Here is a 22,468-nt window from a genome sequence, read left to right as displayed (position 1 = left end):
ACGTCCAAGATACCCGAAGCCGCCGCCAACGGCGTTTTTGTTTACCGGAATTTACAGCCGGTGGAATCAGTCGGGCTCAAGCAGACGCGGGCCGGGGCCGTCCTCGGACAACTCATCCAGCGGGTTGCGAAGCCGGCAGGCGTTGATCGACAAACACCCGCAGCCGATGCAGCCGTCGAGCTGGTCACGGAGCTGCGTCAGGCTTTGAATGCGCTCGTTCAGATCATGGCGCCAATGCGCCGACAGCCGTTTCCAGTCGTGGGCGTTGGGGGTGCGGCCGTCCGGCAGCTCCGCCAGCGCCCGGCCGATCTCCGCCAGTGGAATACCGATCCGCTGCGCCACCTTGATCACCGCCACGCGGCGCAGCACGTCACGGCTGTAGCGGCGCTGGTTGCCGCTGCTCCGATGACTGTGGATCAGCCCCTTTTTCTCGTAGAAGTGTAATGCCGACACCGCCACGCCACTGCGCCGGGCCACTTCCCCCGGCGTCAGCGCCTTGCCGATATCGGCGGCCGCTATCTTGCTCATCGTGACAACCTTTCCCAATGGCTATTGATCTCAACCTTACTTCAGGTCTCAAAGTGCCGTCCAACGATCAGCACACAAGTGAGGAGACCAACCATGTCAAAACCCATCAAGGTCGCGGTGATCTACGGCAGTGTCCGCAACGGAAGACTCTGTGACGCGGTTGCCGGCTGGGTGGCCGACCGGGTGGAGGCGCGCGCCGACTATACGCTGGACGTCATCGACCCTCTTGCCGAGGGTCTCACCGATTTACGCGGTACCGACGGCGCGACGGAGAAGGCCATCGCCGCCCGCCTCAGCCGGTCCGACGCCTTCATCGTGGTAACGCCCGAGTACAATCACAGCTTCCCGGCGGCGCTGAAGCACTTCATCGACGGCTTCAATGAACCCTGGCACGCCAAACCGGTGGCGTTCGTCTCCTACGGCGGTCTCTCCGGGGGCAGCCGCGCCGTGGAGCAACTGCGCCAGATATTCGCCGAACTGCACGCCACCACCATCCGTCAGGTGGTCAGCTTCCCCAACGTGTGGGCGCACTTCGACCCGCAGCACCGCTGGCGGGATATGGAACGGGGGGACCGCAACCTCAACGTATTGCTGACGCAATTGCGCTGGTGGGCGTCCGCGCTGCGCGACGCCCGGGCGGGCGCCGACTACCGGACGGTGTCATGAACCCGTGCACGACCGGGGCCTGTCGTCTCAGGCATACTACGGTGTCGTTTTTCGCGGCGCCCGAACGACACACCGGGAGCGCAACAAAAACATTCAAGGAGTGGTCGTGAGTCCTATCATTTCCGTGCAACAACTCAACAAGACCTATGACTCCGGCTTCCAGGCTCTCAAGGACGTGAATCTGGAAATACGCCGGGGCGAGATTTTTGCCTTGCTGGGCCCCAACGGCGCCGGCAAGACGACCCTGATCAGCGTCATCTGCGGCATCGTCAATCCCACCGCCGGCACCGTGCTGGCCGACGGCCATGACATCGTGCGGGATTTCCGCGCCGCCCGGTCCACCATCGGCCTGGTGCCCCAGGAGCTGTCCACCGACGCCTTCGAGACGGTCTGGGCCACGGTCACGTTCAGCCGCGGGCTGTTCGGCAAGCCCAAGAACCCGGCCTATGTGGAGAAAGTGCTGCGTGACCTGTCCCTGTGGGACAAGCGCAAGGAAAAGATCATCGCCCTGTCCGGCGGCATGAAACGGCGCGTGATGATCGCCAAGGCCCTGGCCCATGAACCGCGCATTCTGTTTCTCGACGAGCCCACCGCCGGTGTCGACGTGGAGCTGCGCCGGGATATGTGGGAAATGGTGCGCGGCCTGCGCGAAAACGGTGTCACCATTATTCTCACCACCCACTACATCGAGGAAGCGGAGGAGATGGCCGACCGGGTCGGCGTGATCAACCGGGGGGAGATTGTGCTGGTGGAAAACAAGCACACCCTGATGGAGAAGCTGGGCCGCAAGGAACTGCGCCTGCAGCTTTCCGAGCCGCTGTCGGCGGTGCCGGAAAGCCTGGCGCCGATGTCCTTGACGTTGTCCGCCGACGGCCACGAGCTGGTGTACAGCTTCGACGCCCGCCACGAGCACGGCGACATCGCCGGCCTGCTGCGCCGCCTGGGCGAGCTGGGCATTGAGTTCCGCGATCTGCGCACGCGGGAAAGCTCGCTGGAAGAAATCTTCGTCGACCTGGTCCACAACGGCACACCGGGCGGCACGGACACCCCGCAACCCGCGGCCGGAGACAGCCAATGAACCTGCATGCGATTCGCGCGATCTATCTTTTCGAAATGGCCCGCACCTGGCGCACCCTGATGCAGAGCATCGCTTCGCCGGTGATTTCCACCTCGCTGTATTTCGTCGTGTTCGGTTCGGCGATCGGCTCACGCATGGTGGAGATCGACGGCATCAGCTACGGCGCCTTCATCATCCCCGGGCTGATCATGCTGATGCTGCTCAACGAGAGCATCTCCAACGCCTCGTTCGGTATTTACATGCCCAAGTTCAGCGGCACCATTTACGAGGTGCTGTCGGCGCCGGTGTCCTATGTGGAGGTGGTGCTCGGCTATGTGGGCGCCGCCGCCAGCAAGTCGATCATTCTCGGCCTGCTGATTCTCGCCACCTCACGGTTGTTCGTGGATTTCGGCATCGAGCATCCGTTCGCCATGTTGTTCTTCCTGGTGCTCACGGCGGTGACGTTCAGCCTGTTCGGCTTCATCATCGGCATCTGGGCGGACGGTTTCGAGAAGCTGCAGATCATCCCGATGATGATCGTCACGCCGCTGACGTTCCTGGGCGGCACCTTCTACTCGGTGAATATGCTGCCGCCGTTCTGGCAAACGGTGACGCTGTTCAACCCGGTGGTGTACCTGATCAGCGGCTTCCGCTGGAGCTTCTACGGCGTGGCCGATGTGAACGTGGCGGTGAGCCTGGGCATGACGGTGATGTTCATGCTGTTGTGCCTGGCCACCATCTGGTGGATTTTCAAAACCGGATACCGGCTGAAAAGTTAATCCCGGTGTTCTTTATCCCGGGCCTGACGGCTGGCTTCGGCAAGCTTCTCCATCTCCTCGCGGGACATGTAGTCCAGGTCCCAGTGGCTGGTGTGGCTTTCCTTCAGCCGGCGGCGGCCGCGGTGCAGATCCTCCGGGTCGTCGTCCGGGTGGGCGGCGCCGTGCTCGCCCATATGGGCGTGGGGGCCCGGTTCCGGATAGTGCATGCGCACCTCGGCGTCTTCCCGGGCGGGTTCAGGCGCCCCGCCGAACAACCGGCGAAGCTTTTCAAACAATGCGTTCATGGTATCTCCTGGCCGGCGTTTTAACGTCCACGTCCGACGCTTATCATGGTGCACCTTACTACCGGGAAACGGAAACCGTTGTGAACCTGAATCTCACCGATCTTCTTCTGCTCGCGGCGCTGGCCATCGGCGCGGCGCTGTTCTGGCGCTCCCAGCGCATTCGCGAAACGGCGCTGCGCGCCACACGGCGGCATTGCGAGCGCGAAGAGGTTCTGCTGCTCGACCAGACCGTGGGCCTCAAGCGCTTCCGCCTGGCCCGTGACGAGCGCGGCCGCTGGGGCCTGTGGCGTATCTACGCCTTTGAGTTCACGGTCACCGGCGGCGAACGCTACCAAGGCGAAACCCGGCTGCGCGGGGAGCGCGTGCACAGCGTGGTGCTGCCGCCGCACCGTTTCTAGTTCCCAGCCTCGGGGCCTTTTACACCTTTTTCCCTTCCCTCCCTTTTCACGCTTCCTTGATCGGCGTACCCCTTGAAGGGCATTTCCGTCAGGAGGCAAGGATGTCCTACGCTGACCGAGTCGAACGCATACAGCCGTCGCTGACGCTGAAGATCAACGCCGAAGCGGCGGCCATCCAGGCCGATCACCGCGGCGGCGACGCGGTGGCCCGCCTGGGCGCCGGCGAACCGGATTTCGCGACCCCGGACGGCGTCAAACGCGCCGCCCACCAGGCCATCGACCAGGGGTTCACCCACTACACCGCGGTGGACGGCTACGACGGCCTCAAGCACGCGGTGCGCGAAAAATTCCGCCGTGATAACGACCTGCATTTTCAAGACGATCAGATCCTGGTGACCTGCGGCGCCAAGCAGGCGCTTTACGATCTCTGCCAGACGCTGCTGCGCCCCGGCGACGAGGCGGTGGTGCCGCGCCCCTACTGGGTCACCTACCCCGCCCAGGTGACGCTGGCCGAGGCGCAGACCGTCTATCTGGATCTCGACGCCGAGGACGGTTACCTGCCGCGCGCCGAGCGCCTGGACGCGGCGCTCACCGACGCCACCCGGCTGGTGTTCCTGAACAGCCCCAACAATCCCACCGGGCGCCTCTACGACCGCGACACCCTGAACGCCCTGGCCGCGGTGCTGCGCCGCTACCCGCGGGTGTTCGTGGTCAGCGACGACATCTACGAGCACCTGAACTGGACCGGCGAGCCGTTTCGCAACCTGCTCAACGTGGCGCCGGATCTGGCGGACCGCTGCTTCATCGTCAACGGCGTGTCCAAGGCCTACGCCATGACCGGCTGGCGGGTGGGCTTCGTGGCCGGCCCCGCCGAGGCCATCGCGGCGATGAAAAAGGTGCAGGGCCAGAGCACCGCCGGCGCCACCAGCATCAGCCAGTACGCCGCCACGGAAGCGCTGCTCGGCGACCAGACGCCGGTGCGGCGCATGGTGGAGGCCTACCGGCGCCGCCACGACCACATCGTGCCGGCGCTGAACGAGATACCCGGCGTGCAGTGCCCGCGCTCGGACGGCACCTTCTACGCCTTCCCGGATGTGCGCGAGGCTATCGCGCGCCTGGACGGCATCGACAACGACCGCCAGCTGGCCGAGGCGCTGCTGCACAGGGCCGGCGTGGCGGTGGTGCCGGGCAGCGGCTTCGGCGCCCCCGGACGGCTGCGGGTGTCGTTCGCCGCCGACATGCACACCATCGAAACCGGCTTGCGCAGGCTGCGCGAGTTTTTGCGATAGCCAAGGAGGCAGTATGAGCAAGGCAACGGTAGGCGACTTCATTGTCGATCGCTTGCAGCAATGGGGCATCGACCGCGTGTTCGGTTATTCCGGTGACGGCATCAACGGCGTGATGAGCGCGCTGCGCCGCAACGACGGCGTGACCCTGGTGCAACCCCGCCACGAGGAACTGGCCGCGTTCATGGCCTGCGGGCACGCCAAATACACCGGCCGCCCGGGCGCCGTGGTGACCACCTCCGGCCCGGGCGCGATTCACGCCCTCAACGGCCTTTACGACGCCGCCAAGGACCATATGCCGGTGGTCGCGGTGGTCGGTCAGCAGGCGCGCATCAGCCTGGGTTCGGACTTCCAGCAGGAGGTGGACCTGGGCAGTCTGTTCAAGGACGCCGCCGGCTACGTGCAAACGCTGATGGCGCCGGCCCAGGCGCGCCACGTGATCGACCGGGCGGTGCGCATCGCCGAGGCGGAGCGCACCGTCAGCGTGGTGGTGGTGCCCAATGATCTGCAGGACGAGCCCATGGCGGAGCCACCCGGCGGCCACGGCGCCACCTGGTCCGGGGTCGGCTACCGGCCGTCGGTGCGGCACGCCGCCGCCACCGACCTGGACGCCGCCGCCGAGGTGCTCAACGCCGGCGAAAAAGTGGCGATCCTGGCCGGCGCCGGGGTCAAGGACGCCGTCGAGCCGCTGCTGAAGCTGTCCGACGCGCTGGGCGCCGGCATCGCCAAGGCGGTGCTCGCCAAGACCATGATTTCCGATTACCAGCCGGGCGTCACCGGTACCCTGGGGCTGCTGGGCACCGAACCCAGTGACCGCATGATGCGCCATTGCGACACCCTGCTGCTGGTGGGCACCAGCTTCCCCTACGCGGAGTTTCTGCCCGAGGAGGATCAGGCGCGCGCGGTGCAGATCGACATCGACGCGGCCAACCTGGGGCTGCGCTACCCCACCGAGGTGAACCTGCACGGTGACGCCGCCGCCACCCTGGAAGCGCTGCTGGAGCGGATCACGCCGAAACAGGACACAAGCTGGCGCGCGGATCTGGAAGAACGGATCGCCGACTGGTGGGACACCGTCGAAGCGCGCGCCTATACCAGCGCCGAGCCGCTCAATCCGCAGCGCATTTTCTGGGAACTGTCGTCACGGCTGCCCGACGACACCCGGCTGGCCGCCGACGTGGGCACCGCCACCGACTGGTACGCGCGCTTTCTGAAGGTCAACGGCAAGGTGCAAGGCACCACCTCCGGCGGGCTCGCCTCCATGGGCAACGGCGTGCCCTATGCCCTGGCGGCGAAGTTCGCCGAGCCGGACAAACCGGTGGTGGCCATGGTCGGCGACGGCGCCATGCAGATGATCGGCAATAACGGGCTGATCACCGCCGCCCACTATTGGCGGGAATGGTCGGACCCGAGACTGGTGATTCTGGTGCTGAACAACCGCGACCTGAACCAGGTGACCTGGGAGCAGCGGGTGATGGAAGGCGATCCCAAGTACGAATCGTCCCAGGCGCTGCCGGATTTCGACTACGACCGCTACGCGGAGATGCTGGGGTTACGCGGCCTGCGGCTGGACGACCCGGACCAGGTGGTGGCGGTGCTGGAGGAGGCCCTCAACGCGGACCGTCCGGTGGTGATCAACGCGGTGGTGGATCCCAACGTGCCGCCGCTGCCCACCCATCTGGAGATGGATCAGGTAAAGGGCTACCTGAGCTCGATCCTGAAAGGCGACCCGGAGGCCGGCCCGCAGATCCGCCAGTCGGTCAAGGCGATGGCGGCCAAATATCTGAAACGCTGAATCACGGCCGGGGCGCGCGGCCCCGGCCACGGCGTGTTCAGATGTGCTTGAGCACGGTCTGGGCGCTGCTGTCTTCCACGCCCTTTTCATCCACGCCCAGGTATTCCACCACGCCGTCATTGGCGACCAGCGCGAAGCGTTTGCTGCGGATGCCCATGCCGCCGCCGGTGGCGTCCAGTTCCAGCCCCAGGGCTTTGACGAATTCCGCGTTGCCGTCCGCCAGCATGGTGATGCGCTCGGCGTTCTGATCCTTCTGCCAGGCGTCCATCACGAAGGCGTCGTTGGTGGCCAGGCAGGCGATCACGTCCACCTTGGAGAGCAGCTCGTCCGCTTCCACCACGAAGCCGGGCATGTGGGTGTTGGAACACCCCGGAGTGAACGCGCCGGGCACCGCGAACAGCACCACTTTACGGCCTTTGAAAAACTCGCCGGTGGAGAGGTCCTCGGGGCCCTTGGCGCCGTTGGTCTTGATGGTGACATCGGGAATCTTGTCGCCTACGGAAATAGTCATGGGTCGATCCTTTTAACCTGGAAATTGTGAAGGACTTGGAATGTAACAGGTTCCCGCGCCCGGCGCCGAATACTGCCACGCAGTGAACGTAAAAGTCTGTTTTGGACACCGCCCCCGGGTTGCCCCGCGCGCCGGCAGGCCCCAGGTTGTGGGGCATCGCTACGCAACCGCAAGGACGGAACCAATGAGCCAGACCATCGTAATCACCGGTGCCAACCGTGGCATCGGCTATGACATGGCGCGCCTGTGGAAAGCGCGCGGCAATCACGTTATCGCGGTGTGCCGCTCGTCCGCCGTGAAGAAGGGCGGCGAAGACCTGCACGATCTGGGCGTGCGCGTTATCGAGGGCATCGACGTGAGCCGCGCCGAGGACGTGCAAACACTCAAACAGGAACTGGGCGACACCCCCGTGGACGTGCTCTACAACAACGCCGGCATGATGGAGAGCGAAACCCTGGAGGACATGAACTTCGAGCAGATCCAGAAGCAGTTCGAAGTGAACACCCTGGGCCCGTTGCGCGTCACCCATGCCCTGCTGGACAACCTCGGTGACGGCGCCAAGGTGGGCCTGATGACCTCGCGCATGGGCTCCATCGCCGATAACGATTCCGGCAAGAAGTACGGCTACCGCATCAGCAAGGCCGGCCTCAACGCCGCCGGCAAATCCCTCGCCGTGGACCTGAAGGACAAGGGCATCGCCGTGGCCATTCTGCACCCGGGCTATGTGCAGACCGACATGACCGGCCACACCGGGCACATCACCGCCGAGAAGGCCGCCCACCGCCTGGTGCAGCGCATGGACGAGCTCAACCTGGACAACACCGGCACCTTCTGGCACTCCGACGGCAGCGAGCTGCCCTGGTAACCCGCTCCGGGCCGGTGCCCGAAAACACCGGCCGCGCTGATCATTCCGGTCATGTCATCGGCACGGCGGCTTGATATGCTGCATAGAACTCACCGGTTCTACATTGCCAGCCGCACGCTGCAAGGAGCGCCCCATGACCGCCATGATCCGCGAGCCCCTCACCGATCCGGCCCGCCTTAACCGGGTCGGCGACCCGGACCGCCCCGGCATGCGGCGCGGTCGGCGCCTGTTCAAATGGCTGCTCGGCTCCGACCCGCACCCGACGCCGGGGCAGATGGCGTCGATCCGCCAGGCGATGCTGGCCGGGGATCCGCTCGCCGACGCGGTGGTCGCCATGTACCACCGCCTGCCCGCGGGCCAGGGCCGCAAACTGCTGGACCAGGCCCTGGAACAGGGCCTGCACACCTTCGACGACCCGCCGGAAGAACTGACCGCCCTGTTTCACCAGATCGACCACGAACCCATCTGGCTGGACCGGGCGCAGCTGCGGCTGGCCTGCGAGGTCTCCCACCGGGTGGGCCTGGCCGGCGAGCTGGTGCTGCGCAATCTGTCCCTGATGGGCGGCTATCTGGCGGCGGCGGCGGCCAAGCCGCTGGCGTTCACCGGCGAGCTGGACCGCATGGCCAACCGGCGGCTGGTGGAGACCGGCAAATTCTGGATCGACGTGACCACCCCCGGCGGCCTGGAGCGGGACCGGGACGGCTTCAAAAGCGCCGTGCGCGTGCGCCTGATGCACGCCCAGGTGCGCGCCATGCTGCTCAAGTCCGACAAGTGGGACCCGGCCTGGGGGCACCCGCTGAACCAGTGGGATTCCATGGCCACGATCCTGGAATTTTCGGTGATCTTTCTCTCCGGCCTGCGCTCGCTGGGCTTTCTGTTCAGCAAGCGCGAACGGGAAGCGGTGGTGCACCTGTGGCGCTACGTGGGCTACCTGATGGGCGTGGACGAACGCCTGCTGCCGGCCTGCGAGGCCGATGCCATGCGCGCCCTCTACCAGGTGATCGCCACCATCGGCGAGAGCGACGAGGACAGCCGCCGCCTGGGCGAGGCGCTGGCCCGGGCCTCGCTGCAAGACAGCGGCGACGGCTGGCTGGCGAAGCGTCTCGGCCGGCTGGAATACACCCTGCGCGCCGGCTATACCCGCTACGTCCTGGGCGACGACGCCGGCGACAAGCTGGGGCTGCCGCGCACCGCCACCAAGTACGTGTGGCCGGCGCAGATACCGTTACGGTTGGGCGCGGAGCTGGTGCGCAAAAGCGTGCCGTCGGTGAACCGGAGCCTGATACGGCTGGGCGAACGGGCGCGCCGGGAGCAGTTCCCGAAACGGGTCCAGCGGCTGAAAGCGGACACCAGCTTTACGCCGGTGAACAAACTGGCCCGCTAGCGCAAAAAAAGCGGCGACAGGGTGTCGCCGCTAGGGGAAGTCCGCCGGCCTTGCACGGGCCGGCGGGAGGGTTGCCTGAAAAAGTTCTGAAGCAGGGTGTCAGAGCGCGGCGCGGTCCAGGTTCATCACCTTGGTCCAGGCGGCCACGAAGTCGCTCACGAACTTATCGTCGTTGTCGCTGAGAGCGTAGTACTCCGACACCGCGCGCAGCTCGGCGTTGGAACCAAAGATCAGATCCACCGGCGTGGCGGTCCACTTCAGCTCGCCGCTCTGGCGATCGTGCCCTTCATACAGACCGTCGTTGTTTTCCGACGGCGCCCACCGGGTGGACATGTCCAGCAGATTGACGAAGAAGTCGTTGCTCAGGGTGCCCGGGCGATCGGTGAATACGCCGTGGTCGGCGCCGTCCACGTTGGCGTCCAGGCTGCGCATGCCGCCCACCAGCACGGTCATTTCCGGCACGCTCAGCGTCAGCAGGTCGGCCTTGTCCACCAGGCTGTCGGTGGGGGAAAGCCGGCTCTCTTCACTGAAGTAGTTCCGGAACCCGTCCGCCTGGGGCTCCATCACCGCGAACGCCTCCACATCGGTCATGGCTTGAGTGGCGTCGGCACGCCCCGGGGTGAACGGCACCTCGATGTCGTGGCCGGCGTCGGCGGCGGCTTTCTCGATGGCCGCGGCCCCGCCCAGCACGATCATGTCCGCCAGGGAGATTTTGCTGCGGCGGAACAGCCCCCCTTCGTTGAAGTCGGCGCGGATCTGTTCCAGCGTCGCCAGCACCTGATCCAGCTCTTCAGGGTCGTTCACCGGCCAGTCCTTTTGCGGCGCCAGCGCGACCCGGCCGCCGTTGGCGCCGCCGCGCAGGTCGGAACCCCGGAAGGTGGAGGCGGAGGCCCAGGCGGTGCGCACCAGCTGCGGCACGGTGAGCCCGGACGCGAGGATTTCCTCTTTAAGGTCTTCCGCGTCGCCCTTGGAGATCAGCTTGTAATCCACTTCCGGAATCGGGTCCTGCCAGATCAAGGCTTCGTCGGGCACGTCCGGGCCCAGGTAGCCGGCGCGCGGGCCCATGTCCCGGTGGGTCAGCTTGAACCAGGCGCGCGCGAAGGCGTCCTCGAACTCTTCCGGGTTTTCATGGAAGCGCTTGGCGATCTTGCGGTATTGCGGATCGACCTTCAGCGCCAGGTCGGTGGTGAACATGATCGGGGCGTGGCGCTTGCCTTCGATGTGCGCGTCCGGCACCAGGTTGGCGGCCTGACCGTCGGCGGGGATCCACTGAATGTGGCCGGCCGGACTCTTGGTCTGCACCCACTCATAGCCAAACAGGTTGTCCAGGTACTGGTGCGTCCAGGCGGTGGGGTTCACCGACCAGGCGCCTTCCAGCCCGCTGGTGTAGGTGTCGGCGCCCTTGCCGGAGCCGCAGTTGTTCTTCCAGCCCAGGCCCTGTTGCTCGATGGGCGCGGCGGCGGGCTCCGCTTCCAGACAATCCTCCGCCTTGTGCGCACCGTGGGCTTTGCCGAAGGTATGACCGCCGGCGATCAGCGCCACCACCTCTTCATCGCCCATGGCCATGCGGGCGAAACTCTGGCGGATCGACTGCGCCGAGAGCATTGGATCCGGCTTGCCGTTGGGGCCCTCCGGGTTCACATAGATCAGGCCCATCTGCACGGCGGCCAGCGGCTTCTCCAGCTTGCCGTCCTCGTCGTGGCGCTCATCGCCCAGCCACTCGGTCTCCGAGCCCCAGTAGGTGATGTCCGCTTCCCAATCGTCCTCGCGGCCACCGGCGAAGCCATAGGTCTTGAAGCCCATGTCTTCCATGGCCACGGTGCCGGCCAGCACCATCAGGTCGGCCCAGGAAATACGGTTGCCGTACTTCTGCTTAAGCGGCCACAACAGACGGCGGGCCTTATCCAGGCTGACGTTGTCCGGCCAGCTGTTGAGCGGCTCGAAACGCTGCTGGGCGCCGCGGGCGCCGCCGCGGCCATCGTGCACGCGGTAGGTGCCGGCGCTGTGCCAGGCCATGCGGATAAAGAACGGGCCGTAGTGGCCGTAATCCGCGGGCCACCAATCCTGAGAGTCGGTCATCAGCGCGCGCAGGTCCGCTTTCAGCGCGTCCAGATCGAGCTCGGCGAAGGCCTCGGCGTAATCAAAATCGTCCGCCACCGGGCTGGATTTTTCCGCGTGCTGACGCAGCGGGCGCAGATCCAGGGTTTCCGGCCACCAGTAGGGGCTGGCCATCGGCGAACGGGCGGGGCTTTTCTGATAGCCGTGGTGGTAGCCCCCGGGCTGACCCAGGGGGCTGGCCGACACGGCCGTGGACGTTGCAAGCGTAAAGGCGGCCACTAAGGCGGCTTTTGTTATATTCACGGTCTCTCCTCGCGTTGTGAATGATTCGCAAACGCGAAGGACTATAGCCGTGACATTTTTATGACGGCAGTGAAGGTTCCCTATGGTGGCTACAAATTGAATTTATTGGTGGCAATCCGTTGGTAGGCATTGGCGATTGGCAGTGATACCGATCGGGAAGAAAGTCGCCCGTTTCCGGCCTAATCACCAATTTATTACCGATCGGTATTATTATTGGACTTCCGGCGCCCTATCACCCTAATATTACCGATCAGGAATATTTGGAGCCGCCTCAATGAGCGCCGTGCCGAAACAGTACAACGTGGACAGCCCGGAAGAGCTGGGCCGGCGTATTCGCGCCGCCCGTAAGGCCCAGGGTCTGACCCAGGTGGACTTGGCGGAAATCGCCGGCGTCGGCCCGCGCTTTTTGTCGGAGCTCGAGCGCGGCAAGGACACGGTGCGTCTGGGACTGGCGCTGAAGATCGCGCGCCTGGTGGGGCTGGATCTGTTCGCCGTGCCACGAGGGGGTGCCTCATGAGCCGGGCCCTGAACGTCTGGTATCAAGACCGCAAGGTCGGCCGGTTGTTGGACAGCGGCGGCGGTCGCATGGCGTTTATCTACGACGGCGACTGGCTGGACGACGGCTGGGCGATCTCCTGCAGCCTGCCCGTGGACGAGACCGGCGACTTCCTGCCGCCGGATCTGCGCGGGCATCATTTCTTCGCCAATCTGTTGCCGGAAGGAAACGCCCGGGACCGGCTGGTGCGGCAGCTGGGTATCGCCGACGACGATTTCACGCTGCTGGAAAAGCTCGGCGGCGACTGCGCCGGCGCATTGCAGTTGCTGCCAGAAGGTGATTCTCCAAATACTGATGGGAATGCGCTTCGAGTGCTCACGCAAGCCGACTTGATAACAGCGATTGAGAGGGGCCGCGCCAACTGGCTTGACGGCGACACCGCACCACGTCTTTCTCTCGCCGGCGCTCAGGACAAAATACCGGTACGAGCCACAGCCAATTGCGACGGCACCTGGCACCTGCAACTACCCGAGGACGGCGCCGCTTCCACACATATATTGAAACTTCCGGTGCGCGACCTGAAGCAAGTGCCGTTGCTGGAAATCTACACCACCTATATCGCCGAAAAGTTGGGATTGCCGGTCGCTCCAGTGCGCCTTGTGCGTATCGGCCCACACATCGCGTCGCTAGCCGAGCGCTATGATCGCCAAACCCACGACGGTGTTGTAGATCGCTTGCACCAAGAAGACTTCTGCCAGGCGCAGGGACTCTCCCATAACGCCAAATACGAGGCCGGGGACAACGCAGTGGCCAAGGTGGCAGCGGCCATCCAAAAGCATTGCCTAAGGCCTGCTCTGGATTTACAAGCCTTCGCTCGTTGGCAAATCTTCAATGCGCTAGCGGGGAACGCCGACGGCCACCTGAAGAACCTATCGCTGATCTCTCACGGGCGGAAAGGCTGGTCGCTGGCGCCCTTCTATGATCTGGTCTGTACTCTAGCCATCGACAACATCAGCCACCAACTGGCTCTACCGGTGGGTAGTCACAATGATCCCGGCAATCTCCATCGCAAACACTGGGACGTTTTCGCCAATCAACTGGGGATGGCGCCGAAGTACATTCACCGGTTAATCCGAGCTCAAGCCTCGTCACTCAGCACTAATCTAGAGGCTTGGCACCGCAACTTCATAGAGGACCATCAGCTAACCAGTGAACTCGACAATGCCCAAGCCGTCATTAAACGACAGATCGGTAAAGCAAAACGGGACTGGCTCCCTTAGAGGTCGCATTGGACGCCGAACACGGCTAGGCCCTCTACCAGGTATTCGGACAGCAGCGGGTGGCCGAGCAGGAAGTCGGCGGTGTCCGGGGTCCACTCGTCGCGGGCCAGACGCAGGGCCTCCTCCCACTCGTCTTCCTGGAAGTCGCCACGGCCCAGCCACATCAGCGCCACCACCTCGGTCTGCTGATCCGGCTCCAGGTCCTCGATAATGGTGCGGAACTCCGCCACCGAGCCGTCCTCTTCGCCGCCCGCCGGCTCCGTCAGCGCCTCCGCGCCAGCCGCATCGTCGATGGGGTTGCCGGCGTCCTCCGGCATGGCCACCGTGTCCCGCGCCTGGAAGGCTTGGGCCAATTCCACCAGGCGGCACACGGTCTCCCCGCTCACATTCAACATGGTCCGTCTCCTCACTGAAATCATCGGAAGTCGAATGCTTCCAACTTAGTGGCTACAGAGGCGAGCACAAGGCGGGGGATGTAAAAGGGTGTCAGAGCGGTGGGTCAGAGAGGGGCCAACCGCCAGGCGATTTCCTCGAAACGATCGAGACCGCGTTCGCGGAACGCCGGCTGGTTGTCGATCACATCCTTGCGGGACAGGCAGTCCAGCGCGTGACTATTACCGTAAAGGCGTTCGACTTCTTCAGCGGGCACCGCGAACGGCGGGCCATCCATGCGGTCCTGGTCGTACTCGAAGGTGATCAACAACTGCGGGGCGCGCGCCGTGACAGAGGCCAGGTGCGCCGCGTAGCGCTCGCGCATGGCCGCCGGAAAAGCCACCAGCGCCGCCCGGTCGTAGACCATCGCGACATCGCCCAGGTCGCCCGCCGTGAGCGCGAAAACGTCGCCCTGGAACACCGTGAGCGCGCCGTGGCGCCACACCCGGCCGTCGCCCCAGGAGGACACGTCCGGACTAACGCCCAGCGACTCGAACAGTTGGCTCACCGCCAACTCGCTGAGCTCGACCCCGACCACACGCAACTCCTGCTCCAGCAGCCAGCCGATATCCAGCGTCTTGCCGCACAGCGGCAGAAAGACCGTCGCCCCGGCGGGCAGATCGAAAGCAGCGAGATTACGCTTCAGGATCGGGTGCACGAACGACAGATGGAAGCCCAGCTCCTGCGCTTCCCATTTTTCTTCCCAGAACTGTTTTTCCATCGAACGGTCTCCCGAGGGTTTAGCCCCGGCGTCGCAGTACCGCTTCGGTCTCGCGCATTGCCAACGCAAAGTCCGGCTTGGTAACGACCGCCAGCACCAGGGTATAAACGCCGTTAAGCAGCGCCAGTTCCGCGTCCGCGTGCATGAAACAAGCGGCCACCACCAACACGGATACGAAGTTCAACAGGCCCAGAAGTATGAACATGCTGTGCTGCACCTTGGACGCCGCCTGCGTCTTAATATCCCGCGAAGATTCGGCGCTACCAGGCAACGGTCGATGCGCGATCCTCTCCGCGGCCATGACAAGATTGCGCAACCGCCGGCCGACCAACAACACCAACGCCATGGCGGCAAGGCTGACACCCCATAGCGTTTCCCTGCTCAGCAACTCAGCCGGTGGCGGGTAGTGTGCGAACATCGCCAAGAGTGACAGCGCCACCCCGATCATCAGTGGTGCGGAAAGCGGCACAAACCAAAGCACCGTAAGTTGCCGCGCCGAAGGCGCCTTGGTCTCACCCAAAGTGTTAAGCATCCTGCTTCTCCCCTTTTCTGCTTTTAGTGCGCTTCTTCCCAGTTGTTCCCGATCCCGGCATCGACGATCAGCGGCACCTCCAGTTTGGCGGCGGCTTCCATGCGCTGGGTGACTTCTTTGACCAGGTCGTCGACCTGGCTTTCCTTCACTTCGAACACCAGCTCATCGTGCACCTGCATGATCATCAGGGCGTCCAGTTTGCTGTCTTCCAGCCAGTGGTGAACCTTGATCATGGCGTGCTTGATGATGTCGGCGGCGGTGCCTTGCATGGGCGCGTTGATGGCGGTGCGCTCGGCGGCCTGGCGGCGCTGGCCGTTGCGGCTGTTGATTTCCGGCAGGTAGAGGCGGCGGCCGAACAGGGTTTCCACGTAGCCTTTTTCGGCGGCGTCGGCGCGGGTGTTTTCCATGTAGCGTTTTACGCCGGGGTATTTTTCGAAGTAGCGGTCGATGTATTCCTGGGCTTCGCCGCGCGGGATGCCGAGTTGTTTGGCGAGGCCGAAGGCGCTCATGCCGTAGATCAGGCCGAAGTTGATGGCCTTGGCGTTGCGGCGTTCGTTGTCGCTGACGTCGTCGAGGGTTTTACCCCAGACTTCGGCGGCGGTGGCGCGGTGAATATCCAGGTTATTCTCGAAGGCGTGGGTGAGGCCCTTGTCGCCGGACAGGTGCGCCATGATGCGCAGCTCGATCTGTGAGTAGTCGCAGGCGACGATCTTGCGGCCTTCAGGCGCCGAGAACGCCAGGCGGATTTTGCGGCCTTCTTCGCTGCGCACCGGAATGTTCTGCAGGTTGGGATCACTGGAGGACAGCCGGCCGGTGGCGGCCACCGCCTGGTGGTAGGAGGTGTGCACCCGACCGGTGGTGGGGTTGATCAGTTCCGGCAGCTTATCGGTGTAGGTGTTCTTGAGTTTAGAAACGCCCCGGTAGTCCATGATCACCTGGGGCAGCGGATAACCTTGCAGCGCCAGGTCCTGAAGCACGGCTTCAGCGGTGGACGGTGCGCCCTTGGGCGTCTTCTTGATGACCGGGATTTCCAGTTTTTCATAAAGGATTTCGCCGAGCTGTTTGGGCGAGCCGAGATTGAATTTCTGGCCCGCTTCCTCGAACGCTTTTTCTTCCAGCTCCATCATGCGCTTGGCGAGAAAAGTGCTCTGCTTTTTGAGCATGTCCGCGTCCACGTAGGTGCCGTTGCGCTCGATGCGGCTGAGCACCGGTACCAGCGGCATTTCGATGTCGTGGAACACGCTTTTCAGGCCCGCTTCTTTTTCCAGGCGCGGCCACAGGGTCTGGTGCAGGCGCAGGGTGATGTCCGCGTCTTCGGAGGCGTAGGGGCCGGCTTCATCGAGCCCGACCTGGTTAAAGGTGAGCTGCTTGACGCCCTTGCCGGCGATCTCCTGGAAGCTGATGTTTTTGTGGCCCAGATATTTCAGCGCCAGGGAGTCCATATCGTGGCGGGTGGCCACGGAGTCGAGCACATAGGATTCCAGCATGGTGTCGTATTCCACGCCGCGCAGGGTGATGCCGGCGCGGGCCAATACGCTCATGTCGTACTTGAGGTTCTGGCCGACTTTTTTGCTTTGTTCGTCTTCGAGAACGGGCTTGAGCTTGTCCAGTACCAGAGCGCGGTTGAGCTGATCCGGCGCGCCCGGATAGTCGTGGCCGAAGGGCACGTAGGCGGCGTCGCCGGCGGCGGTGGCGAAGCTGACGCCCACCAGGTCCGCTTCCATGTAATTGAGGCTGGTGGTTTCGGTGTCGAAGGCGAACAGCTCGGCTTTCTTAAGTTTGTCGAGCCAGGCGTCCAGTTCTTCCTCGGTAAGCACGGTCTGGTAGCCGTCCCGGTCGATGCTTTGTTCGCTCTCGATGTCCGGAGCGCCCTCTACCGCCGGGTCGTCGCCTTCCAGCAATTCATTGAGCCAGCCTTTGAATTCCAGATCGCGGTAGTAACCGGCCAGCTTTTCCGCGTCGGGCGTCAGCAGTTTGAGGTCGTCCAGGGCTTCCTTGAGTTCGCAGTCCACCTTGATGGTGGCCAGCTCGTAGGAGAGAAACGCCTGCTCGCGGTGTTCTTCCAGTTTCTTGCCCATGGACTTGGCGCCGCGGAAATTCAGCTCGGCGACCTTGTCCAGGTTGTCGTAAATCTTTTCCAGCGAACCCAGACCGGTGAGCAGCGCCAGCGCGGTCTTTTCGCCGACGCCGGGGACACCGGGAATGTTGTCCACCTTGTCGCCCATCAGCGCCAGGAAATCGATAATCAGCTCCGGGCCGACACCGAATTTTTCACGCACGCCGTCGATGTCGTAGACGGCGTTGTTCATGGTGTTGATCAGGGTGACGTGGTCGTTGACCAGCTGTGCCATATCCTTGTCGCCGGTGGAGATCAGCACCGGCTTTTGTTCGGCGCTGAAAATGCGCGCGAAGGTGCCGATCACGTCGTCGGCTTCGACGCCGTCCTCGATGATCAGCGGCAGGCCCATGGCGCGGATCAGGTCGTGCAGCGGCTGCACCTGCTCGCGCAGCTCGTCGGGCATCGGCGGCCGGTTGGCCTTGTACTGCTCGAACAGTTCGTCGCGGAAGGTTTTGCCCTTGGCGTCGAACACCACCGCCATGTACTCGGGGTCGTAGTCGTTGATCATCTTGCGCAGCATCGAGGCGACGCCGCGCACCGCGCCGGTGGGCTGGCCGGTGGAGGTGGTCAGCGGCGGCAGCGCGTGGAAGGCCCGGTACAGGTAGGAGGAGCCGTCGACAAGGATGATCGGTTTACGCTCGGTCATGGCAGTCCTTGGGGTTGGATAAGACATGGAGCGCATAGTGTAACGCAAGACCTTGCAGGAGCGCCTTGTGGGAGCGGGCCCGCTCCCACAGGACCCGCGATCAAAGGCGCTCTTTGATCTGCCGGGTGATGGCGTTCACCGCTTTGCGGGCGCTGGGGATGGCGCCGCCCATGGTGATGAAGCCGTGCACCAGTTCCGGGTAGTCCAGGTTGACCACGTTGACGCCGGCGTCCTTGAGCTTCTCGCTGTAGGCGAGGCCTTCGTCGCGCAGCGGGTCGGTGGCGGTGACCACGATGGTGTCCGGGTGGCCGGCGATGTCCGGGTTGCGCAGCGGCGAGATGCGGTAATCGCCCACCAGGGTGTCGTCCTGGATGTAATGGTTGTGGAACCAGTGGATCATGTCGCCGTCCAGCCCGCCCTGGCCGCCACCGAGCTGGGTGATCGAGGGCATATCCGAGGCGCCGTCGGTTTTCGGGTACACCGCCACCACCAGCTTGGGCACGGACAGCCCCTGGAGCGCCGCTTGCTGGGCCACCACGATGGACAGATTGCCGCCGGCGCTGTCGCCCATGGTCGCCAGACGCCGGGTGTCGATGCCCAGATCGCCGGCCTGCTCACCGAGCCAGCGCCAGGCGGCGATGCAGTCGTCGGCGGCGGTGGGCGCGGGGTGTTCCGGCGCCAGCCGGTAGTCCACATTCAGCACCACCGCGCCGGTGACGTTGGCGATGTGGCGGCACAGGCGGTCGTATTCCACGGCGCTGCCGATGGTGAAGCCGCCGCCATGGAAGAACATGATCGCCGGGCTGTCCTCGGTGGGCGCGCTCTTGGGGCGATACAGACGCACCAGCATATCGCCGCCTTCCACCGGCACGCGGATATCCCGGGTCAGCGCCACCTCCTGCCGGTCCACGTCGAGCATGTCGATCATGTGCCCGTAGAGGGCGCGGCCCTGGGCCAGCGGCAACTCGTGGAAGCCCTTGCGACCGTCACCCAGGGCCAGCAGCAGGCGCAGCTTGGGGTCCAGCCCCTCGCGGCTGACGCTTTCCACCATGCCGGCCAGCCGGCCGGCCAGGGCGCCGGGCATTTTCATCAGGGTCCGCACCGTGGTGCGCTCGATCTTGTGTTGCAGGGACATGGTTTCTCCTTAATTAAACCCGGCGTGTATTTCCACCAATGGACAGGGGTTATACCATCGCCCCAAGCAAACGGCCCGGTCATCCCCGGCCTTTTTTCGCGTTGAACACTAGGAAATGTTGATGTCCGTCTATACCCGTGTCGATGATCGGGATCTGGCCGCCCTGCTGGCCGACTACGCGCTGCGGCTGGAGCACGCGCAGGCGGCGCGCCACGGCATTGAGAACAGCACCTTCCTGATCGACGCCCGGGCCGAGGACGGCGGCCCGCGGGCGGTGGTCCTGACCGTGTTCGAGCAGTTCGACGGCGAGGCCCTGGCGCCCTATCTGGCGTTGCTGGCGACCCTGGCGGCGGCGGGCCTGCCGGTGCCGGCGGCGCTGGTGGACCGCCACGGCCAGCGGCTGCGCCACGTGGCCGGCAAGCCGGCGGTGCTGGTGCCGCGCCTGCCCGGCGAGCACTGTTTCGAGGTGGGCAGCGAGCACTGCCGGCAGGTGGGCGCCCTGCTCGCCGCCCTGCACCGCCAGCCGACGGAAGCGGGAAAGGCGCTGCCCGACGAGCGCCGGCGCCTGAAAAGCCTGGGCGAGCACCTGTGCCGCCTGAATGAAGACGACCAGCACCGCGCCGATACCGTGCTGCGCCGCTGGCGGAAAGTACCCGCCACCCGCACCCTGATCCACGGCGATCTGTTCCGCGACAACGCGCTGTTCAACGCCGAGGGCCGGCTCACCGGGGTGCTGGATTTCTACAACGCCTGTCTGGAACGGCCCGAGTACGATCTGGCGGTGGCGCTGAACGATTGGGCGGTGGCCTCGGACGGGCGCCCGGTACCGCGCCGGCAGGGCGCCTTGCTGGCCGGCTACCGGGACGGCGGCGGCGAGTGGGACGAATCGGTGCTGGCGCTGGCGTTGGCGGTGGCGGCGCTGCGCTTCTGGCTGTCGCGTCTGGCCGGGCCGGTGTCCGGGGAGTCGGAGGGCCAGGGCAGCAAGGACCCGGCCGAGTTCGCGCGGATTTTCGGCTATCGCTTTAACGCCCTGGGCGATGGCGACGACTAACGGCCCGGGCCGGTCAGAATCAGATGGTTGAGGTGCGCCAGCCAGTCGGCTTCCCGCCACAGCCAGGGGCTGTGCGGCCGGGCCAGGCTGGTGGGCGTCATCACCGCCACGCCGTCCGCCACCGCCTGGCCCACCAGCGCCTCGGTGAACCCGGCCCAGCCCCGGGGCAGCTGCTCCGGGGTCGCCTGCGGATTGAGATACCCTTCACCGAGCACCGGCTGCAGGCGCCGCAGGCGGGTAAACGCCAGCCGCCGCTGTAGCTGCTGCTGAAGGCGGCCGCGCCAGTGCTCGCCGGTGGCTTCCATCAGCGCCCGCCGCAGCGGCGCGCCCAGGCGCCGGTCGAGCAGCCCGGGCACCGGCAGATCGGCGCCGGTGGCCAGCCGGTAGCGCGGGTCGTCGTCCAGCCACAGGCCCAGTTCCAGGAAATCCAGCTCGCTGGTGTCCAGTTGGCGCAGATGGTCGGTCTCGCCGGCGGCGGCGCTGACCCCGAAATGGATGGTGGGGAACAGGGCACGCAGGGCGCGCGGCACTTCCAGCAGGTACTGCTCCACCGCCTGCTCCTGCTCACTGCGCCAACGCTCCGGCAGGGACCGCTGGGGCGGCTGGCCGAACACCCGGCGGATAACGCCGTGGCTCCAGGGCGGAAACGGAAAATGGTGGCAGAAATCCACCGCCACCACGGTATCCAGGTGGCCCCATTCGCGCACCAGTTCCAGGGTCTGCACCCAGACGTCGATGAAGTCGGCGGGGCGGCGCACGAACGAGCGGCGGGCGCGGCTGTCGGCGATAAAAAAGCCGCTCAGCCACAGCTTCAGGCCGCGGTCGGCGGCACCGTTGAGCAGGCGCCGGAACGCTTTGCGAATCTGCACGGTCTCGGCGCCGGCGCCGATGCCCCGACGGGCGTCGGGCTCGGCGAAGATTTCGCAGCGGTCCAGGTGGACGCTGTTGGCCGGCGTGGCCAGCAGATGCGGATAGGGGTCCAGGCGAACGGCGTTGAAGCCGCGTTCCACCGCTTCGTCCAGGGCGCGCTCCACGGCGCCGCCGCCGGGGCCGTATTCGCGCCGCAGCGGCCAGGCGTAATCCCAGCATGTGAGCGCGAGACGGCCCAGGTCCGGCAGGACCTCCATGGCCGATTCGTCTTGCGCACCCTGCGACTGCCCCATGCCTTCTCCTTGACCCGACAAACGCATCAGCATACCGGTTTCACGCGCCGGCTCAATGGACCCGGTCGGGCCAAAAAGCGGCGCCCGGGCCAGTCCCGCGTCATCGCGCCAGACAGGTGGCGAACGTCGCCGCCACCCGTTCACTCAGCCAGTGGCTGTAATCATTGCCCTGGCCACGGGCGGGGACGTCGCGGCCGAGCGGGTCCAGGGCCACCCGCCGGCAGTCCGGGCACAGGCGCGCCACCAGGTCGGCCTGGGCCTCCGGCTCGAGGATCGCGCAGCGCACCTGTTCGCTTTCCAACTGCTGCGCCAGCGCCACGAAGCGACGGCTGCTGGGGCCGGCGCCGAGCTGCTCGCTGACGATCACCGGCGCGCGCAGCTCCAGCCGCTGCTGGAAGTAGCCCCAGGGGTGGTGGAAGGTCAGCCAGGGGGTGTCGGCCACCGGCGCCAGACGCTCGCGCAGCGCCGTTTCGGTCCGTTCCAGGTCGGCCAGGAACGCCGCCGGCTGCCCCTCGGGCAATTGATCCCGGTCGCCCAGGGCCTTGGCGAGCAACGCCATATTGCGCGGGTCCAGCCACAGATGCGGGTCCAGCTCGCCGGCTTCGTGGTGGTGGCCGTGGTCGTGCTCGCCGTCATGACGGTGGCCGCCCTCACGGCGGGTGACGCCGGGCAGCGACAGCAACGCCAGGCTGTCGCCGTCACGTTTCGCCGCCAGGCTGGCCACCGCCGGCTCCGCCGCCTCGCCCAGCCACACCAGCAGGTCGGCGCGGCGCAGGGTGAGCATCTGGCGCGGCGACAACATCGGGTTGTGCGGGTTCTGGTTGGCTTCCAGCAGGGTGACCACTTCGGCGCTGTCGCCGTACAGGTCGCGCAGCACCATGGCCAGGGGCTCGACGCTGGCCACCAGGGTACGCGCCGGTAACGGCGCGCACAGCGCCAACAAAAGAGGAACGAGCAGGTATCGCATGGGTATGTCCGG

At 65.3% G+C, this 22,468-nt stretch carries 22 protein-coding genes; 11 read left to right on the top strand and 11 right to left on the bottom strand.

Features of this window, described 5'->3' with window-relative positions; genetic code table 11:
- Nucleotides 1–66: 66 nt before the first annotated feature.
- Nucleotides 67–528, bottom strand: coding sequence for a redox-sensitive transcriptional activator SoxR (gene soxR / locus ISO4_RS04880; RefSeq protein ID WP_194855341.1), 462 nt, complete (start codon nt 526–528; stop codon nt 67–69).
- Between the two features lie 93 nt (nt 529–621).
- Here soxR and ISO4_RS04875 point away from each other — a divergent pair, with 93 nt between their 5' ends.
- The 3 genes from ISO4_RS04875 (at nt 622) to ISO4_RS04865 (ending at nt 3,030) form a co-directional block, all read left to right on the top strand.
- A complete protein-coding gene (locus ISO4_RS04875) occupies nt 622–1,194 on the top strand; it encodes an NADPH-dependent FMN reductase (protein ID WP_194855340.1) in 573 nt (190 codons plus the stop codon).
- A gap of 106 nt (nt 1,195–1,300) precedes the next feature.
- Complete coding sequence (locus ISO4_RS04870; RefSeq protein ID WP_194855339.1) at nt 1,301–2,272, top strand: ABC transporter ATP-binding protein; 972 nt, start codon at nt 1,301–1,303, stop codon at nt 2,270–2,272.
- Nucleotides 2,269–3,030: an ABC transporter permease gene (locus tag ISO4_RS04865; protein ID WP_194855338.1), complete on the top strand. Its 762-nt coding sequence runs from the start codon at nt 2,269–2,271 to the stop codon at nt 3,028–3,030. The genes ISO4_RS04870 and ISO4_RS04865 overlap by 4 nt, the downstream gene beginning before the upstream one ends.
- Here ISO4_RS04865 and ISO4_RS04860 read toward each other — a convergent pair.
- Complete coding sequence (locus ISO4_RS04860) at nt 3,027–3,314, bottom strand: hypothetical protein (protein WP_142947661.1); 288 nt, start codon at nt 3,312–3,314, stop codon at nt 3,027–3,029. The two genes, ISO4_RS04865 and ISO4_RS04860, sit on opposite strands and share 4 nt — an antisense overlap.
- 80 nt (nt 3,315–3,394) lie before the next feature.
- Between ISO4_RS04860 and ISO4_RS04855 the strand changes: the two genes are divergently transcribed.
- The 3 genes from ISO4_RS04855 to ISO4_RS04845 all read left to right on the top strand — a co-directional run bounded on the left by ISO4_RS04855 (nt 3,395) and on the right by ISO4_RS04845 (nt 6,793).
- Complete coding sequence (locus ISO4_RS04855) at nt 3,395–3,712, top strand: DUF3301 domain-containing protein (protein ID WP_142947662.1); 318 nt, start codon at nt 3,395–3,397, stop codon at nt 3,710–3,712.
- Between the two features lie 101 nt (nt 3,713–3,813).
- A complete protein-coding gene (locus tag ISO4_RS04850; RefSeq protein WP_194855337.1) occupies nt 3,814–5,001 on the top strand; it encodes a pyridoxal phosphate-dependent aminotransferase in 1,188 nt (395 codons plus the stop codon).
- Between the two features lie 13 nt (nt 5,002–5,014).
- Nucleotides 5,015–6,793 (top strand): thiamine pyrophosphate-requiring protein, encoded by a 1,779-nt coding sequence (locus ISO4_RS04845; protein ID WP_194855336.1) that lies wholly within the window; start codon nt 5,015–5,017, stop codon nt 6,791–6,793.
- A gap of 37 nt (nt 6,794–6,830) precedes the next feature.
- Here ISO4_RS04845 and ISO4_RS04840 read toward each other — a convergent pair whose 3' ends face one another.
- Nucleotides 6,831–7,304: a peroxiredoxin gene (locus tag ISO4_RS04840; RefSeq protein WP_142947665.1), complete on the bottom strand. Its 474-nt coding sequence runs from the start codon at nt 7,302–7,304 to the stop codon at nt 6,831–6,833.
- 184 nt (nt 7,305–7,488) lie between these two features.
- Here ISO4_RS04840 and ISO4_RS04835 point away from each other — a divergent pair, with 184 nt between their 5' ends.
- Both ISO4_RS04835 and ISO4_RS04830 read left to right on the top strand, forming a co-directional pair.
- Nucleotides 7,489–8,169 (top strand): SDR family oxidoreductase, encoded by a 681-nt coding sequence (locus tag ISO4_RS04835; protein WP_194855335.1) that lies wholly within the window; start codon nt 7,489–7,491, stop codon nt 8,167–8,169.
- Nucleotides 8,170–8,302: 133 nt separating this feature from the next.
- Nucleotides 8,303–9,553 carry an oxygenase MpaB family protein gene (locus ISO4_RS04830; protein WP_194855334.1) on the top strand — a complete coding sequence of 417 codons (1,251 nt, stop codon included), beginning with the start codon at nt 8,303–8,305 and terminating at the stop codon, nt 9,551–9,553.
- A 99-nt stretch (nt 9,554–9,652) separates the two neighbouring features.
- Here the strand turns inward: ISO4_RS04830 and katG are convergent, their stop codons facing one another.
- The gene (gene katG / locus ISO4_RS04825; protein WP_194855333.1) at nt 9,653–11,914 is read right to left on the bottom strand and encodes a catalase/peroxidase HPI; all 2,262 of its coding nucleotides are present in this window, start codon (nt 11,912–11,914) and stop codon (nt 9,653–9,655) included.
- A gap of 274 nt (nt 11,915–12,188) precedes the next feature.
- Between katG and ISO4_RS04820 the strand changes: the two genes are divergently transcribed.
- Nucleotides 12,189–12,431 carry a helix-turn-helix transcriptional regulator gene (locus tag ISO4_RS04820; RefSeq protein ID WP_194855332.1) on the top strand — a complete coding sequence of 81 codons (243 nt, stop codon included), beginning with the start codon at nt 12,189–12,191 and terminating at the stop codon, nt 12,429–12,431.
- Nucleotides 12,428–13,690 (top strand): type II toxin-antitoxin system HipA family toxin, encoded by a 1,263-nt coding sequence (locus ISO4_RS04815; RefSeq protein ID WP_142947670.1) that lies wholly within the window; start codon nt 12,428–12,430, stop codon nt 13,688–13,690. Before ISO4_RS04820 ends, ISO4_RS04815 begins: the two co-directional genes overlap by 4 nt.
- Here ISO4_RS04815 and ISO4_RS04810 read toward each other — a convergent pair.
- The 5 genes from ISO4_RS04810 to ISO4_RS04790 all read right to left on the bottom strand — a co-directional run bounded on the left by ISO4_RS04810 (nt 13,687) and on the right by ISO4_RS04790 (nt 19,275).
- On the bottom strand, nt 13,687–14,085 hold the full coding sequence (locus ISO4_RS04810; RefSeq protein ID WP_142947671.1) for a DUF3775 domain-containing protein: 399 nt from the start codon (nt 14,083–14,085) through the stop codon (nt 13,687–13,689). The genes ISO4_RS04815 and ISO4_RS04810 overlap by 4 nt on opposite strands.
- A gap of 104 nt (nt 14,086–14,189) precedes the next feature.
- Nucleotides 14,190–14,843: a thiopurine S-methyltransferase gene (tmpT, locus tag ISO4_RS04805; RefSeq protein ID WP_194855331.1), complete on the bottom strand. Its 654-nt coding sequence runs from the start codon at nt 14,841–14,843 to the stop codon at nt 14,190–14,192.
- Between the two features lie 19 nt (nt 14,844–14,862).
- A complete protein-coding gene (locus tag ISO4_RS04800) occupies nt 14,863–15,375 on the bottom strand; it encodes a hypothetical protein (protein ID WP_228547918.1) in 513 nt (170 codons plus the stop codon).
- Between the two features lie 23 nt (nt 15,376–15,398).
- Entirely contained in the window at nt 15,399–18,140 is a 2,742-nt protein-coding gene (gene polA, locus ISO4_RS04795; protein WP_194855330.1) for a DNA polymerase I, read from the bottom strand.
- A gap of 100 nt (nt 18,141–18,240) precedes the next feature.
- Nucleotides 18,241–19,275: an alpha/beta hydrolase gene (locus ISO4_RS04790; RefSeq protein WP_142947674.1), complete on the bottom strand. Its 1,035-nt coding sequence runs from the start codon at nt 19,273–19,275 to the stop codon at nt 18,241–18,243.
- A 121-nt stretch (nt 19,276–19,396) separates the two neighbouring features.
- Between ISO4_RS04790 and ISO4_RS04785 the strand changes: the two genes are divergently transcribed.
- A complete protein-coding gene (locus tag ISO4_RS04785) occupies nt 19,397–20,326 on the top strand; it encodes a phosphotransferase (RefSeq protein WP_194855329.1) in 930 nt (309 codons plus the stop codon).
- On the opposite strand, the gene ISO4_RS04780 is transcribed toward ISO4_RS04785, so the two are convergent.
- On the bottom strand, nt 20,323–21,489 hold the full coding sequence (locus ISO4_RS04780) for a cellulase-like family protein (RefSeq protein WP_228547917.1): 1,167 nt from the start codon (nt 21,487–21,489) through the stop codon (nt 20,323–20,325). The two genes, ISO4_RS04785 and ISO4_RS04780, sit on opposite strands and share 4 nt — an antisense overlap.
- A 100-nt stretch (nt 21,490–21,589) precedes the next feature.
- Nucleotides 21,590–22,456, bottom strand: coding sequence for a metal ABC transporter solute-binding protein, Zn/Mn family (locus tag ISO4_RS04775; RefSeq protein WP_194855328.1), 867 nt, complete (start codon nt 22,454–22,456; stop codon nt 21,590–21,592).
- Between the last annotated feature and the right edge of the window lie 12 nt (nt 22,457–22,468).

Origin of the sequence: Alloalcanivorax venustensis ISO4 (assembly GCF_015356855.1) — a bacterium.
Taxonomy (GTDB): Bacteria; Pseudomonadota; Gammaproteobacteria; order Pseudomonadales; family Alcanivoracaceae; genus Alloalcanivorax; species Alloalcanivorax venustensis.
The sequence above is the reverse complement of the archived record's forward strand: the minus strand, read 5'-3'. Positions and strand labels throughout refer to the sequence as shown.